This window comes from Pseudomonas sp. S11P7 (assembly GCF_023195435.1).
Taxonomy (GTDB): domain Bacteria; phylum Pseudomonadota; class Gammaproteobacteria; order Pseudomonadales; family Pseudomonadaceae; genus Aquipseudomonas; species Aquipseudomonas fluorescens_G.
The window spans coordinates 1,767,695-1,781,084 of sequence record NZ_JALPKS020000002.1 but is presented as its reverse complement, the minus strand read 5'-3'; the positions used below and the strand labels follow the sequence as shown (position 1 = coordinate 1,781,084).

The 13,390-nt window shown below is 61.6% G+C and carries 13 protein-coding genes and 1 pseudogene; 6 read left to right on the top strand and 8 right to left on the bottom strand.

Going from position 1 to position 13,390, the window contains the following annotated elements; genetic code table 11:
* Positions 1-61 precede the first annotated feature (61 nt).
* Positions 62-490, bottom strand: a complete 429-nt coding sequence (locus tag M0746_RS08260) for a rhodanese-like domain-containing protein (RefSeq protein WP_258448763.1) — start codon at positions 488-490, stop codon at positions 62-64.
* 102 nt (positions 491-592) lie between these two features.
* Here M0746_RS08260 and ftrA point away from each other — a divergent pair, with 102 nt between their 5' ends.
* Positions 593-1,561 (top strand): transcriptional regulator FtrA, encoded by a 969-nt coding sequence (gene ftrA, locus M0746_RS08255; protein ID WP_258448762.1) that lies wholly within the window; start codon positions 593-595, stop codon positions 1,559-1,561.
* Positions 1,562-1,633: 72 nt separating this feature from the next.
* Here the strand turns inward: ftrA and M0746_RS08250 are convergent, their stop codons facing one another.
* Entirely contained in the window at positions 1,634-2,044 is a 411-nt protein-coding gene (locus M0746_RS08250; RefSeq protein WP_258448761.1) for a hypothetical protein, read from the bottom strand.
* 36 nt (positions 2,045-2,080) lie between these two features.
* The gene (locus tag M0746_RS08245) at positions 2,081-2,419 is read right to left on the bottom strand and encodes an FKBP-type peptidyl-prolyl cis-trans isomerase (protein ID WP_258448760.1); all 339 of its coding nucleotides are present in this window, start codon (positions 2,417-2,419) and stop codon (positions 2,081-2,083) included.
* A 141-nt stretch (positions 2,420-2,560) separates the two neighbouring features.
* Here M0746_RS08245 and M0746_RS08240 point away from each other — a divergent pair, with 141 nt between their 5' ends.
* Together M0746_RS08240 and M0746_RS08235 are read left to right on the top strand one after the other, a co-directional pair.
* Positions 2,561-3,607 (top strand): M4 family metallopeptidase, encoded by a 1,047-nt coding sequence (locus M0746_RS08240; protein WP_258448759.1) that lies wholly within the window; start codon positions 2,561-2,563, stop codon positions 3,605-3,607.
* A gap of 14 nt (positions 3,608-3,621) precedes the next feature.
* Positions 3,622-3,933, top strand: a complete 312-nt coding sequence (locus M0746_RS08235; RefSeq protein WP_258448758.1) for a protealysin inhibitor emfourin — start codon at positions 3,622-3,624, stop codon at positions 3,931-3,933.
* Between the two features lie 22 nt (positions 3,934-3,955).
* Here the strand turns inward: M0746_RS08235 and M0746_RS29180 are convergent.
* Positions 3,956-4,263, bottom strand: a pseudogene (locus tag M0746_RS29180) (RcnB family protein).
* A gap of 765 nt (positions 4,264-5,028) precedes the next feature.
* On the opposite strand from M0746_RS29180, the gene tcuC reads away from it, so the two are divergent.
* Together tcuC and M0746_RS08215 are read left to right on the top strand one after the other, a co-directional pair.
* Positions 5,029-6,321, top strand: a complete 1,293-nt coding sequence (gene tcuC, locus M0746_RS08220) for an MFS transporter (protein WP_258448755.1) — start codon at positions 5,029-5,031, stop codon at positions 6,319-6,321.
* 12 nt (positions 6,322-6,333) lie between these two features.
* A complete protein-coding gene (locus tag M0746_RS08215; RefSeq protein ID WP_208940681.1) occupies positions 6,334-7,104 on the top strand; it encodes a substrate-binding domain-containing protein in 771 nt (256 codons plus the stop codon).
* Here the strand turns inward: M0746_RS08215 and M0746_RS08210 are convergent.
* On the bottom strand, positions 7,094-8,008 hold the full coding sequence (locus M0746_RS08210; protein ID WP_090284255.1) for a LysR family transcriptional regulator: 915 nt from the start codon (positions 8,006-8,008) through the stop codon (positions 7,094-7,096). The two genes, M0746_RS08215 and M0746_RS08210, sit on opposite strands and share 11 nt — an antisense overlap.
* A 249-nt stretch (positions 8,009-8,257) precedes the next feature.
* Here M0746_RS08210 and M0746_RS08205 point away from each other — a divergent pair, with 249 nt between their 5' ends.
* Positions 8,258-10,066: a monovalent cation:proton antiporter-2 (CPA2) family protein gene (locus M0746_RS08205; RefSeq protein WP_258448754.1), complete on the top strand. Its 1,809-nt coding sequence runs from the start codon at positions 8,258-8,260 to the stop codon at positions 10,064-10,066.
* Positions 10,067-10,334: 268 nt separating this feature from the next.
* On the opposite strand, the gene hcnC is transcribed toward M0746_RS08205, so the two are convergent.
* The 3 genes from hcnC to hcnA are packed head-to-tail and all read right to left on the bottom strand — an operon-like array spanning position 10,335 to position 13,307.
* On the bottom strand, positions 10,335-11,594 hold the full coding sequence (gene hcnC / locus M0746_RS08200) for a cyanide-forming glycine dehydrogenase subunit HcnC (protein ID WP_258448753.1): 1,260 nt from the start codon (positions 11,592-11,594) through the stop codon (positions 10,335-10,337).
* Positions 11,587-12,996 (bottom strand): cyanide-forming glycine dehydrogenase subunit HcnB, encoded by a 1,410-nt coding sequence (gene hcnB / locus M0746_RS08195; RefSeq protein ID WP_258448752.1) that lies wholly within the window; start codon positions 12,994-12,996, stop codon positions 11,587-11,589. Before hcnB ends, hcnC begins: the two co-directional genes overlap by 8 nt.
* On the bottom strand, positions 12,993-13,307 hold the full coding sequence (gene hcnA, locus M0746_RS08190; protein ID WP_090284264.1) for a cyanide-forming glycine dehydrogenase subunit HcnA: 315 nt from the start codon (positions 13,305-13,307) through the stop codon (positions 12,993-12,995). The genes hcnB and hcnA overlap by 4 nt, the downstream gene beginning before the upstream one ends.
* Positions 13,308-13,390: the final 83 nt, after the last annotated feature.

Here is a 13,390-nt window from a genome sequence, read left to right as displayed (position 1 = left end):
CGTCGTGGTGCAAAGGCTGTAGGACAAGCGTCGTTTTGGCCCGGATTTTTCTATTAACGGGTCAGCATTCGCAGGCCATCGGTGCCTTGGCGGATTGCGCAAGACTCAGTTTGAAACCCTCATCGAGCCAACCGGTGACACCACCGATCATCTCCTTGACCGGGTAGCCGAGCGCCGCCAGTTTCACCGCAGCCTTGTTCGCACCGTTGCAATGCGGGCCGGCGCAATAGACCACAAACAGCGTGCTTTTTGGGTAGCTCGCCAGCTCGGTCGCGGTGAGCAAGCGCGTCGGGATATTGATCGCGCCCGGCACATGCCCGCGTTCGAACGCCAACGGCCCGCGCACGTCCACCAGGACAAAGTCGACGTCGCCGGCCTCGTAGCTGCTGAAGACGTCGGAACAATCGGTTTCGAAGGTCAGACGATTGCTGAAGTGCATCAGGGCAATCGCCGAGGGGGCAGCAGGAATGTCGCGAACCAGGCTGGTCATGGGTGTGGCTCCTTGCTTCTGTTCAGGTGTGAACAGACTTTATCGCCGGCTCGCTTGCCGCTACAGTGGCGGACAAGACACCTACCGGGAATTTTCCGCCAAATGCCCACATCCTCCAATCTGGTCGCGATTCTGGCCTACGACGGCCTCTGCACATTCGAGTTCGGCATCGCCGTGGAGATCTTCGGCCTCGCCCGGCCGGAGTTCGACTTCCCGTGGTATGCACACGCGATTGCCGCAGTCGATCAGGGGCCAATGCGCGCCATGGGCGGCATTCAGGTGCTGGCCGACGGTGGTCTGGAAATATTGGCCGAGGCACGCACCGTCATCATTCCCGGCTGGCGCGACCGTAACGCGGCGGTACCCGAAGAATTGCTCGACGCCCTGCGCCTGGCCCACGCCCGCGGCGCGCGATTGCTGTCGATCTGCTCCGGCGTCTTCGTGCTGGCAGCCACTGGTTTACTCGACGGCCACCGCGCCACCACGCACTGGCGCTACACCGACGAACTGGCACAACGCTTCCCGGCCATCGCAGTCGACCCGGACGTGCTCTATGTCGACGCCGGCCAACTGATCACCTCAGCCGGCAGCGCCGCCGGCATCGACGCCTGCCTGCACCTGGTCGCCCGCGACTTCGGCACGCAAGTCGCCAACAGCGTCGCGCGGCGACTGGTAATGTCGCCACAACGCACCGGCGGCCAGGCGCAATTCATCCCGACCCCGGTCAGCGCCACGCCGCGTAACGACCTGTCGCGAGTCATGCAATGGGCCCGCGAGCGTTTGCATCAACCGCTGGAAGTGCGCGACCTGGCCAGCGAAGCGGCGATGAGCGAACGTACGTTTTTGCGGCGCTTTACCGAGGCCAGCGGGCAGTCGCCCAAGGCATGGTTGCAGCACGAGCGACTGGCCCGGGCGCGGGAGCTGCTGGAGAGCACGGATCAGCAGACCGAGCAGATTGCCGAGCGCTGCGGGTATCGCTCGGTGGAGAGCTTTCGAGTGGCGTTTCGTGGGGTGGTGGGGGTACCGCCCTCGGTTTATCGGGAGCGGTTTGGGCGCGGGGTCGACGCCTGAACTGATTTCGATGAGCCATTCACCAGCAGGCTCACTCCTGCCGTGAAACTGCGGCGTACTCAATTGTGGTGGCTAAGGCCGGAAATCCGCCAAGACAAACGGCGTACGGCTGCGCAAATAAACGTCGACATCGTCCAGCGAGTGCAACGCCTCGCTGGAGGATTCCGCGCTCCCCTCATCGTCCTGACGAACGACCGTGACGAAGAAGATTTCTTCCTCGCGGACCAGCGTTGCAGTGCGTTTGACTGGCCTGCCCGCCTCCTGCGCAAAAGAAACCGCTCGTAAAGTCTGGGTCTGCAGCGTCTCGACCACCTTTGTTTTGAGCGCTTTGCGCTTGGCGATCAATTCTCTGGAGACCAGCCAGCTGCCCAATGTCGCGGCAGCGGACACCAACAACATGTAGTTATAGGTGGCGCCCCTGCGCGTCGCATGTTTTTCGACCAGCCAGTCGGCAACCTGTGAAACCACCTGCCACGCATCCATTGCATCGATTCCTCAGCAAAACAAACCTATCCGGTTTCAATCCTCCCGCGTCAAAACCTCCAACAACTCAATCTCAAACACCAGATTCGAATTCGGCGGGATCTTGCCCATCGTCCGCTCGCCATAACCCAGATGCGCCGGCACCAACAATTTGCGTTTGCCGCCCACCTGCATGCCCATCAGGCCCTGATCCCAGCCTTTGATCACACGACCCGTGCCGATCACGCACTGAAAGGGTTTGCCGCGGCTCCTGGACGAATCGAATTCGCTGCCGTCTTCCAGCCAGCCGGTGTAGTGGGTGGTAATCAGCGCACCTTTGACGGCGGCTTTGCCGTCGCCCGGTTGCAGGTCGATGATTTGCAGTTCGTCTGACATGTGGTTGACTCAATCAGGATGGCCCGGTTGGGCGCGGGCGGGTTTTTTCGCAGAATTACGCGCCGATGGCAATCGATGGAACCGAAATTCACGCCGCGGCTCACATGGATATCGACATCGTATGACGACAAGGAAGCTTTGATGACCGACTCTCGTTTGCTGCGCAGTTTTATCCCGCCTTACATCCTCAACCGGATCATTGCCCACGGTTCGGAACCGCAACGCAACGCCGCGATGCAGACGCTCAACCATGTACGCAGCCTCTTGCCCAACCCCGGCCGCCCTTCACAGCCGCCAGCGCGGGCGGTGTTGCCGCAGGCGACCAAACCGGGTCTGGCCCGGCGCAGCGTGCATGATGCGCATAACAAAATGCTCCTGCCGGGCATGCCGGTACGCCTCGAAGGCCAGCCGCCGTCGGGAGATCCGGCGGTCGACGAAGCCTACGACGCATTGGGCGCCAGCTATGATTTCTTCTGGAAAGTGCTCGGGCGCGACTCGATCGACAATCAGGGCTTTGCGCTGATCGGCAGCGTGCATTACGGTCAGGGTTACGAAAACGCATTCTGGAACGGCGCGCAAATGGTCTTCGGTGATGGCGACGGCGAAATCTTCCAGCGCTTCACCCGCTCGCTCGACGTGATCGCCCATGAACTGGCGCACGGGGTCACCGAAAGCGAGGCTGGCTTGATTTACGCCAATCAATCAGGGGCACTCAACGAATCGCTGTCGGACGTGTTCGGCGTGCTCACCAAGCAATACACCCTCGGCCACACAGTCGAGCAGGCCGACTGGTTGATCGGCGCCGATCTGCTGATGCCGAAAATCCAGGGCAAGGGCTTGCGGTCAATGTCGCACCCCGGCACCGCGTACGACGACCCCTTGCTGGGCAAGGACCCGCAACCGGAGCACATGCGCAAATTCGTCATCACCAGCGAAGACAATGGCGGCGTACACATCAACTCCGGAATCCCCAACCGCGCATTCTATCTGGCGGCTCGGGCACTGGGCGGCTTCGCCTGGGAGAAGGCCGGACGGATCTGGTACGACACGCTGTGCGATGATCGCTTGAGCCAGGACGCCACATTCGACGCGTTCGCAAAACTGACGATCGACCACGCCGGCCAGCGCTTCGGCACCAAGGAAGTTGAAGCGGTACAGCACGCCTGGGCGCAGGTCGGCGTTGAGTAAGCTGAGGAGACTGTATGAAAACGCTACCCGATTTAGGTGACGATTCCGTTTTGCGTGTATCCCGCCAGGGTGGCGTCGCCGCGATTCACAGCCTGAGCCGCCCGCGTGAAATTGAATTCGCGCAATGCGACATCAGCCAACGCTCACGCATCTGCTCAGTCCTCGAAGGCTGCCTGCCGCTGGACAGCAGCGACTCCGGACGCGGGGACCAGCGCTTCTATCAGATTGAAGTGCGTTACAAGTCGGGGGAAATGTTGCTGAAGGTGCCTGAGGACCGGGCGCCGGGTGAACTGGTGCATCTGTGGGACAAGGGAGAGGTTTTGTAAACGCTCTCCCGGCATTCGGTGTTTAACGCTCGACCGGCTGCATCTCGACAATCGTGCCGTTGGTGATCATCACCATCACGTACTTATCGTTGATCTGCACCCACTGCGCCTGCTCGATTGGCGCCTTCAGACCTTTGGCCTTCCAGTTCTGCAGGGCCTTGTCCTTGCGTTGATACATCTCCGGCGCACGGTCGTTGACCTTCAACTGACGATCGCTGGTCGGCGATTGAACGGAAGGATCGCTTGAGGTTTGCGCCGCTTGAACAAGGGGGTGATCCCGGCAACGCCGGCAACCAGAGCCAGACTGGCGATAAGGGTCTTGCTGTTCATCGGTGAACCTCCTGAATTGGGTAGTACCTGAACTCCGACTGCGTGGGGCGCGAATCATTCCTTTTTTTGCCCGGGGGTGGCTGTCGACGGGTTTGTGGAAAACAAAAGCAAGATCAAGAGCCCCTCACCTAGCCCTCTCCCGGAGGGAGAGGGAACTGATCGTGGTGTCTGGGCGAGATGCGCCGGCCTGCAATACCGAGTTGTACTTAATTTCCAAAGCCAACGCAGATCGGCTCCCTCTCCAGGGGGAGAGGGCTGGGGTGAGGGGCGAATCCAAAACAAATCCCAAGCCTAGCGCCGCTTCTAACCACTCAACAATGAGCGTTAGCTCGAGTGCCCTTGATCTTGATCTTGCCTAACCAGCGACATCGGAAGGCTGAGCGCAGGGATTGATCCGGGCGTGGGAGCGCAGCGACCGTACGACGAAGTCGTACACAGCGGAAGTAGGTGCAGCGAAGCAAACCGTAGCCGCTGCGCCCGGATCAATCCCGGAGCGAAGGGACCCGAGCTTGCGAGGGCCGAACGTAGGAGCAAGCCTTTGGGTTACCTTTTTGGCGTTTGAAAAAGGTGACCCGCCGTAAGGGCGGACCCCTAAGCCGCCGTTACCGCAGCAATGGATATGTACTCGATTGATCCGCCCTGAACATCAATCCATGCCAACAATGCAATTAACAGATTGTTACATCTGCGCCACCATCCACCTCAATAAAAACCGTGCGCCGCCCTCCCGTAGCGCACGTCATAAAAGCGGTGGAGTCCTTTACCATGACAACCTCAATCCCACACGGCGGCTCACGCGCCGGTGCCATTTTCCGGGTCACCTCGGGCAACTTCCTCGAACAGTTCGACTTCTTCCTGTTCGGTTTCTACGCCACACAAATCGCCGCGGTGTTCTTCCCGGCAAGCAGTGAATTCGCCTCCCTGATGATGACCTTCGCCGTATTCGGCGCAGGCTTCCTCATGCGCCCGCTCGGCGCCATCGTGCTCGGTGCCTACATCGACGACGTCGGCCGGCGCAAAGGCCTGATCGTCACCCTGTCGATCATGGCCAGCGGCACGATATTGATCGTGCTGGTGCCCGGATACGAAACCATCGGCCTGTTCGCCCCGGCGCTGGTGCTGATCGGACGCCTGCTGCAAGGCTTCTCGGCCGGCGCCGAACTGGGCGGAGTGTCGGTGTACCTGTCGGAAATCGCCACGCCCGGTCGCAAGGGTTTCTTCACCGCATGGCAATCGGCGAGCCAGCAAGTGGCGATCATCGTCGCTGCCGCACTCGGCTATGGCCTGAACCTGTGGATGGCGCCGCAGGCGATCGCCGACTGGGGCTGGCGGATTCCGTTTTTCGTCGGTTGCATGATCGTCCCGTTCATCTTTTTCCTGCGCCGCAACCTGGCGGAAACCGAAGAGTTCGCTGCGCGCAAGCACCGTCCAAGCATGGCCGAAGTGTTCCGCACCCTCGGCCAGAACTGGGGTGTGGTGCTGGGCGGCATGTTGATGGTCGCGCTGACCACCACGGCGTTCTACCTGATCACCGTATACGCGCCGACCTTCGGTAAAACCGTGCTGCACCTGAGCACTTCCGATGCGCTGCTGGTGACGCTGCTGGTCGGCGTTTCGAACTTCTTCTGGCTGCCGATTGGCGGCGCGCTGTCCGATCGCATCGGCCGTCGCCCGGTACTGATCGCCATGGCGTTGCTGGCGCTGGCCACAACCTATCCGGCGCTGTCGTTCCTGGTGCAGTCGCCAAGCTTCAGCCACATGTTGCTGTCGCTGTTGTGGCTGTCGTTCATCTATGGCCTGTACAACGGCGCGATGATTCCGGCGCTCACCGAGATCATGCCGGTGGAAGTGCGCGTGGCCGGTTTCTCCTTGGCCTACAGCCTGGCCACGGCGATTTTCGGCGGATTCACCCCGGCGATGTCGACCTTCCTGATTCAGTACACCGGCGACAAAGCCGCGCCGGGTTACTGGATGAGCATCGGTGCGCTGTGTGCGTTGTGCGCCACTCTTTATCTGTACCGCCGTGCCGGTGGTCGTCTGCAACCTGTCGCGGCCTGAGGAAAACCTGCCATGAAAAAACTCTTTACTGTCACCGCCCTCCTCGCCGGTCTGGCGTTCAACCTGAGCGCCCACGCCGCAGAACTCAGCGTGATGACTTCCGGTGGTTTCACCGCCGCCTACAAAATCCTCGGGCCGAAATTCGCCGCTGCCAGCGGTAACACGCTGACCACCAGCCTCGGCCCGTCGATGGGCAAAGCCCCGGAGGCGATCCCTAATCGTCTGGCGCGCGGCGAGCATGCCGATGTGGTCATCATGGTCGGCTATGCCCTCGACGAGTTGATCAAGCAAGGCAAGGTCGACCCGGCTTCGCGGGTGGAACTGGCGGATTCGCGGATCGGCATGGTGGTGCGCGAAGGCGCGGCGAAACCGGACATCAGCAGCGTCGACGGCTTGAAGAAAACCCTGCTCGGTGCGCAATCCGTGGCGTACTCCGACAGCGCCAGCGGCGTGTACATCGAGCAGCAGCTGTTCAAGAAACTCGGCATCGAAGATCAGTTGAAGCCGAAGGCCAAGATGATCGCGAAAATCCCGGTGGGCTCGGTGGTCGCCAGCGGTGACTATCAACTGGGCTTCCAGCAGGTCAGCGAATTGCTGCCGGTGCCAGGGGTGAGCTTCGTCGCAAAGATTCCGGAATCGGTGCAGTCGGTGACCCGTTTTGCTGCCGGCATTCCGGTCAAGGCCGAGCATCCAGAAGAAGCCAAAGCCCTGCTCGCCTACCTCGCCGCGCCTGCTGCCCAGGCTGACGTCAAGGCCACCGGGCTGGATTCGGTCAAGCGCTGATCGTTGGCGGCTGGACCTTCATTTCCACCACCAGCCGCTCCAGTTCCAAAGCCGCCGGGGTCAGCGTACGACCCCGGCGCTTGAGGATGCCGACACTGCGCATCACTTGCGGATCGGTCAGCGGCACCCGTGTCAAAATCGGATGATCCGGCCCGGGCAACGCCATCAATGGCACCGCCGCTACGCCCAACCCCGCCTCGACCAAGCCGATCATCGTCGTCACATGCCGCGTCTCGCAGATGCTCTGACGCTGCGGCACCACCCCGCCCAACGCCTGGTCCAGCAGAAAACGATTGCCGGAAGTCTTGTCCAGGCCGATGTAATCCTGCTGATAGAACTCGTCCCACGTCACGCTGCTGCGCTGCGCCAACGGATGATCGCGGCGACAGGCGACCACGTAGCACTCCTGCACAAGCGGTTCGAAGTCGACTTTGGCATCCTGCGTGCCGAGAAAACTCAAACCGAAATCCGCCTCGCCATTGACCACTGCACTCAACACATCATGCGCGCTGGAGTCGAGCACCTTGACCTTGATCCGCGGGAACTGCTGGTGATAACGCGCGATGACCCGCGGCATGAAGTAGTACGCCGCCGACGGCACGCAGGCGACGGTGACATGGCCCAGCCGCGTCGAGGCCACTTCGCTGATACCCAGCAATGCGACGTCGAGATCATCCAGCAAACGTTCGACGCTGGGCATGAAACCGCGCCCGGCCTGGGTCAGGCTGACCTTGCGCGTGGTGCGCTCGAAGAGCTTGACGCCGAGCGCGTCTTCGAGCTTTTCGATGCGCCGGCTCAGCGCCGGTTGCGACAGGCGTACGGTATCGGCGGCCTTGCGAAAACTGCCCTGCTCGACCACCGCGCGAAAGGCTTGCAGGTCGTTGAGGTCGAAGTTGATGGCCATGGCGGTTCCGGAAATTGATGCGCAGGGATTATAAATGTAACCATTTGATGCAAAACATTACAGCCACGACGCAAATCCCTTGTAGGAGTGAGCCTGCTCGCGATAGCGGTGAGCCAGTCAACGATGATGTCGAATGACCCACCGCTATCGCGAGCAGGCTCACTCCTACAAGGGATCTTGGGTGGATGCAAAGCCGCTGCAACCCTTATCCTTGTCGCCCCCCGCCGTACCGTTGTCAGGAGTAGACCCATGCCCCATGAAGGCAATCTGTTGCAAGCCGCTGTCGTGTTTCTGTTCGCGGCGGTGCTCACCGTGCCTTTGGCCAAACGTCTGCAACTGGGCGCGGTGCTCGGTTATCTGTTCGCCGGGGTGATCATCGGCCCGTCGGTGCTCGGCCTGATCGGCAACCCACAGAGCGTGGCGCATATTTCCGAACTGGGCGTGGTGTTGCTGCTGTTCATCATTGGCCTTGAGCTGTCGCCGCGACGCTTGTGGGTGATGCGCAAATCAGTGTTTGGCGTCGGCCTGGCGCAGGTGTTGCTGACCGCGTCGGTGATCGGCGTGCTGGCGTTGTCGGTGTTTGGCCAACCGCTGAACAGCGCGATTGTGCTGGGTCTGGGCCTGGCACTTTCCTCGACCGCGTTCGGCCTGCAGAGTCTGGCCGAACGCAAGGAACTGACCAGCCCTCACGGGCGGCTGGCGTTTGCGATTCTGTTGTTCCAAGACATCGCCGCGATCCCCTTGATTGCCCTGGTGCCGATGCTCGCCGGCGTCGATCACCACACCAGTACCGCCGACGATATCCGTCACAGTCTGCAGGTGCTCGGCGGCATCGCCGTGGTGGTGATTGGCGGACGCTATCTGCTGCGCCCGGTGTTTCGCGTGGTGGCGAAGACCGGTTTGCCTGAGGTGTCCACCGCCACCGCATTGCTGGTGGTCATCGGCACCGCGTGGCTGATGGATCTGGTCGGTGTGTCGATGGCGCTGGGGGCGTTTCTGGCCGGTCTGCTGCTGGCGGACTCGGAATATCGGCATGAGCTGGAAGCGCAGATCGAACCGTTCAAAGGCCTGCTGCTTGGGCTGTTTTTCATCAGCGTCGGCATGGGCGCGAATCTGAGTCTGCTGCTCAGTGCGCCGATCACCGTGCTGGGGCTGACGCTGCTGCTGATCGGCCTGAAATTGCCGCTGCTGTTTGTGGTTGGACGGCTGGCGGGCGGCCTGAACAAGATCAGTGCGATTCGCCTCGGCATCGTGTTGGCGGCTGGCGGTGAGTTCGCTTTCGTGGTGTTCAAGATCGGTCGCGATCAGGGCCTGTTCGAGCCGCGTCTCTACGACCTGCTGGTGCTGACCATCACCCTGTCGATGGCGGTGACGCCGTTGCTGCTGTTGCTTTGCGCGCGGCTGGTCAGCCCGAAAGTGCAGCCCGTGGAAGTGCCGGAGAAATTCCGCGAAATCGATACCGAAGCACCGCGCGTGGTGATCGCCGGCATGGGCCGGATGGGCCAGATCGTCGCGCGGATTCTGCGCGCGCAAAATATCAATTTCGTCGCGCTGGACACGTCGGTGGAAACCATCGAACTGTCGCGCAGTTTCGGCGGTGTACCGGTGTTCTATGGCGACCCGATGCGCCCGGAAATCCTCCATGCGGCGAAAGTCGGCGAGGCGGAATATTTTGTCATCGCCACCGATGATCCAGACACCAACATCAAGACCGCCGAGGTGGTGCGCAAGCTCTATCCGCACATGAAAATCATCGCCCGCGCCCGTAACCGTCAACACGTGCATCGTTTGATCGATGTCGGCGCCGAGGCGATTCGGGAAACCTATTATTCGAGCCTGGAAATGAGTCGACGTACGCTGGTCGGGCTCGGTCTGACCCAGGAACAGGCCGATGCACGGATCAAGCGCTTCAAGCATCACGACGAACAGGTGCTGGAGGCGCAGCACGCGGTCTACGACGACGAGGCCAAAGTCCTGCAGACCGCTCAGGAAGCCCGAGCAGAACTGGCCAAACTGTTCGAGTCGGATCAGCTGGAAGAAGAAGCCCGAAAATCCTGAAAATGTGGCGCAGCTCACGCCGCCATCGCGGGCAAGCCCGCTCCCACAGTGGCCGAGTCGAACCGACATTTCGTGTACGCCATCTAACCCTGTGGGAGCGGGCTTGCCCGCGAAGAGGCCGGCACCGTCAACACTAATATCCTGATTGTTCCCACGCTCCGCGTGGTAACACAGCCCGGGACGCTCCGCGTTCCATTCGCGAGCTGGAACGCGGAGCGTCCCTTGAGGCATTCCCACGCAGAGCGTGGGAACAATCATGTCGTTCAGGTCAGGCCAGTTCGGCCGTGCGTTGCTCCTTGACCGGCGCCACCGAAAACCGGTCCGCCAGAAACGGTGCGATATCCAGTGGCAACGGCTCGTCATTCACCAACTTGTCGAGCAATACGCCGGTAATCGCCGAAGTCAGGATGCCCGTGCGAAAGTGCCCGCAAGCATTCAGGTAACCCTCCACCCCTCGCATCGGCCCGAGGATCGGCAGTTCGTCCGGCGAACCCGGACGCAGCCCGGCCCAGGTGCGCTTCAGATTCACATCGGCCAGTTCCGGCAGGCAGCGCACCGCGCCCTGCACCAGCCCGGCGATTTCCGGGAAGGTGGTGGTGACGTCGAAGCCCTTGTCTTCGGTGGTGCTGCCGATGAGGATCTCGCCGTTGTCCTTTTGCGCCACGTAGCAGTCGCTGGTGGTCAGGCAGCCGTTGAGGATCTTCGGCATGCGTTCGGTCAGCAGAATCTGGCCCTTGACCGGTTTCACCGGAATGCGAATCCCGGTGGCCCACTCGCTCAGATCCGCCGCCCAGGCGCCCGCGGCGTTGATCAGCGTCTTGCAGTGGAACACGCCCTCCTCGCTCGTTTGCACCCCGGTCACCCGCGTGCCGTGATGCAGTACCCCGGTGACATTGGTGTTGACGAAAATGTCCACGCCATTCTGCCGCGCACCTTCCAGGTAGGCATCGGCGAGGCGGAACGGGCTGACCTGATGATCGCAAAGGAACTCCAGCGCGCCGCGTGCCTCGTGGCTGACGCTCGGTTCGGCTTCGCGCAACGCCGCTTGATCGAGCCAGCGCACCTGATCGGCCAGATGCGGAATGCAGCCAACGATGTGCTCAGCGTAGAGCCGGTCTTCTTCATCATAAATGACGAATTTCAGCCCGGTCCGCTCGAACTTGAAATCCATCCCGTGATGGTCTTTCAGCTCGCGGTGCAAGGCCGGGTACAGCGCGTTGGACTGCAAGGCGAAATCGAAAAACGACGTCGGCAGAATGTGCGGCGTGCTCGCATCCACCGCCACCGCCGCGCCCTGGGTTTCGCGCTTGCGATTGGCCGACATCATGCGAAAGAAAATCACCCCGCAGCCCAGCCCGACTGACTCGCCGATCGCCCACAAACCACCGGCCGACGCACGGGTGGCGTTGCCGGGGCGCTTCGCGTCGATCAGCGCAATCCTCAGGTTTTTGCGTTTGGACAATTGATAGGCGCAGGACGCCCCGATCACGCCGCCACCGGCAATGACCACGTCGTAGAACTTACTCATGGGCAGCGGCCTCCGTGCCGACGGACTGGAACGCGGAAAAAGGAATCGGATCAATCGGGAAGCGCGGACGCAGCCAGCCGACATCCTTGCGACCGGTGGCCTGGCGCAGACGATCACTGCAATAGCCGACGCACATGCGCCCCTGGCAATCGCCCATGCTCACACGGGTGCGCATTTTCAGGCTGGCGATGTCTTGCACGCCTTGCTCCAGCGCCCGATCAATGTCGGCGCGGGTGGCGTTTTCACAACGGCAGATGACCGTTTCGGCCGTCGGCAACGCGGTCTGGCCAACGCCGCGCTCGGTGTAGCGATCCACCGCCGCACGAAAACGCACGATGGCTTTGAGTTTGCTCAAGTAGCGGTCGCGGCGCACCCGCGCCAGTTCTTCTTCGAGCACGCCGCGTTGCAGCAGGATTGACGTCGCCGCAATCTTGCCAGCGAGCATCGCCGCTTCACCGCCACGAATCCCGCCCATGTCGCCGGCCAGATGCACGTGCGGCTCGTTGCTTTGCTGCCAGATATTGGCATTGGCGCGCAGGTAACCGTCGTCACTGAAGCCGTGATCGAGGCCCATCTGCTGGCTCAACTGCGTGCGCGGGATAAAGCCGTAACCGACTGCCAGGGTCTGCGCTTCGAAGCGCTCGACGCGGCTCAGGTCCGGTTCCCAGGTCGCCGAATACGGCGCGACGCTGACACTTTTCAGTTCGCCCTCGCCATGCGCTTCGACCACGCCCCAGCCGTATTGCAGGGGGATGCCGTGCAGTTTCAGGTACGCGAGCATGCTCAAGCCATCGAGGAACAGCTGCGGCTTGTTCAACAACGCCAGACTTTCCCGGGCGATCTTGCCAAATGCACAAGCCTCATACACGCCCGCAACACGGACGCCGGAGGCATGCAGTTGCGTCGCCACAAGCGGCAACAGCGGCCCGGTGCCGGCAATGATCACCGGCCCTCGTGGCTTGACCACGCCACTTTTGATCTGCAACTGCAGGCCGCCCAGCATGATCACGCCAGGCAACGTCCAGCCGGGAAACGGCACGCTGCGCTCGTGACAACCGGCGGATAACAGCAACTGTGCGTATTCGATTTCATGCAGTTGCTCGTTGTCGTCGAGCACCACCAGCGCGCGAGTGCCTTCAGCGCCGACCACGCGGTGGTTGAGGCGCACGTCAATCAGCCCGGCCTGCTGCTGAAATTCACCGTGCAGCTTGCCCAGCACCTCGGCGTAACGCGGGCCGAGATAGTCCAGTTGCACGCCGTCACGCAGCGGCCCGCGATAGACCACGCCGCCGAGGCGCGACGCTTCTTCGAGCAAGGTGCAGCGCACGCCGTGACGGGCCAGTTCGATGGCGGCCGCCATGCCGGCAGGACCGCCGCCGACAATCACTGGTTGCAGGCTCATACCACCTCCTGCGCAGTGATGCGATTGACCTGGGTTTGAATCTGCATGCCGTCGCGTACCACGGTCTGACAGGCGCGGCGTTTATGCCGACCGTTGATCCGCACCAGACAGCACTGGCACACACCCATGCCGCAGTAGGCACCGCTGATTTGGTTGTGATCGTTGCGCGCGATCTGGCGCAGGCCGAGGGATTGAATAACGCTGAGAACGGTTTCGCCGATGGCAGCGGTGACAGGCTGGCCGTTGATGTGCACGGTCATGTCCGCCTGCACCAACGGCTGGATATCGAAGGATCTTTCTAGGCAGTTCATTGCGGTGTTCGTCCGTGAAGGTTCGGTTGAGGTGGTGTCAGCTCCTTGCTGCACTACACCGTGTCGACGCGTTTATTGTTGCT

Coding starts and splice junctions, on each gene's coding strand:
- M0746_RS08250 (WP_258448761.1), bottom strand. CDS start 2,044: ATGGATGCGTGGCAGGTGGTTTCACAGGTTGCCGACTGGCTGGTCGAA.
- M0746_RS08240 (WP_258448759.1), top strand. CDS start 2,561: ATGACCGACTCTCGTTTGCTGCGCAGTTTTATCCCGCCTTACATCCTC.
- M0746_RS08205 (WP_258448754.1), top strand. CDS start 8,258: ATGCCCCATGAAGGCAATCTGTTGCAAGCCGCTGTCGTGTTTCTGTTC.
- hcnA (WP_090284264.1), bottom strand. CDS start 13,307: ATGAACTGCCTAGAAAGATCCTTCGATATCCAGCCGTTGGTGCAGGCG.
- hcnB (WP_258448752.1), bottom strand. CDS start 12,996: ATGAGCCTGCAACCAGTGATTGTCGGCGGCGGTCCTGCCGGCATGGCG.
- M0746_RS08210 (WP_090284255.1), bottom strand. CDS start 8,008: ATGGCCATCAACTTCGACCTCAACGACCTGCAAGCCTTTCGCGCGGTG.
- M0746_RS08235 (WP_258448758.1), top strand. CDS start 3,622: ATGAAAACGCTACCCGATTTAGGTGACGATTCCGTTTTGCGTGTATCC.
- M0746_RS08245 (WP_258448760.1), bottom strand. CDS start 2,419: ATGTCAGACGAACTGCAAATCATCGACCTGCAACCGGGCGACGGCAAA.
- tcuC (WP_258448755.1), top strand. CDS start 5,029: ATGACAACCTCAATCCCACACGGCGGCTCACGCGCCGGTGCCATTTTC.
- M0746_RS08260 (WP_258448763.1), bottom strand. CDS start 490: ATGACCAGCCTGGTTCGCGACATTCCTGCTGCCCCCTCGGCGATTGCC.
- M0746_RS08215 (WP_208940681.1), top strand. CDS start 6,334: ATGAAAAAACTCTTTACTGTCACCGCCCTCCTCGCCGGTCTGGCGTTC.
- ftrA (WP_258448762.1), top strand. CDS start 593: ATGCCCACATCCTCCAATCTGGTCGCGATTCTGGCCTACGACGGCCTC.
- hcnC (WP_258448753.1), bottom strand. CDS start 11,594: ATGAGTAAGTTCTACGACGTGGTCATTGCCGGTGGCGGCGTGATCGGG.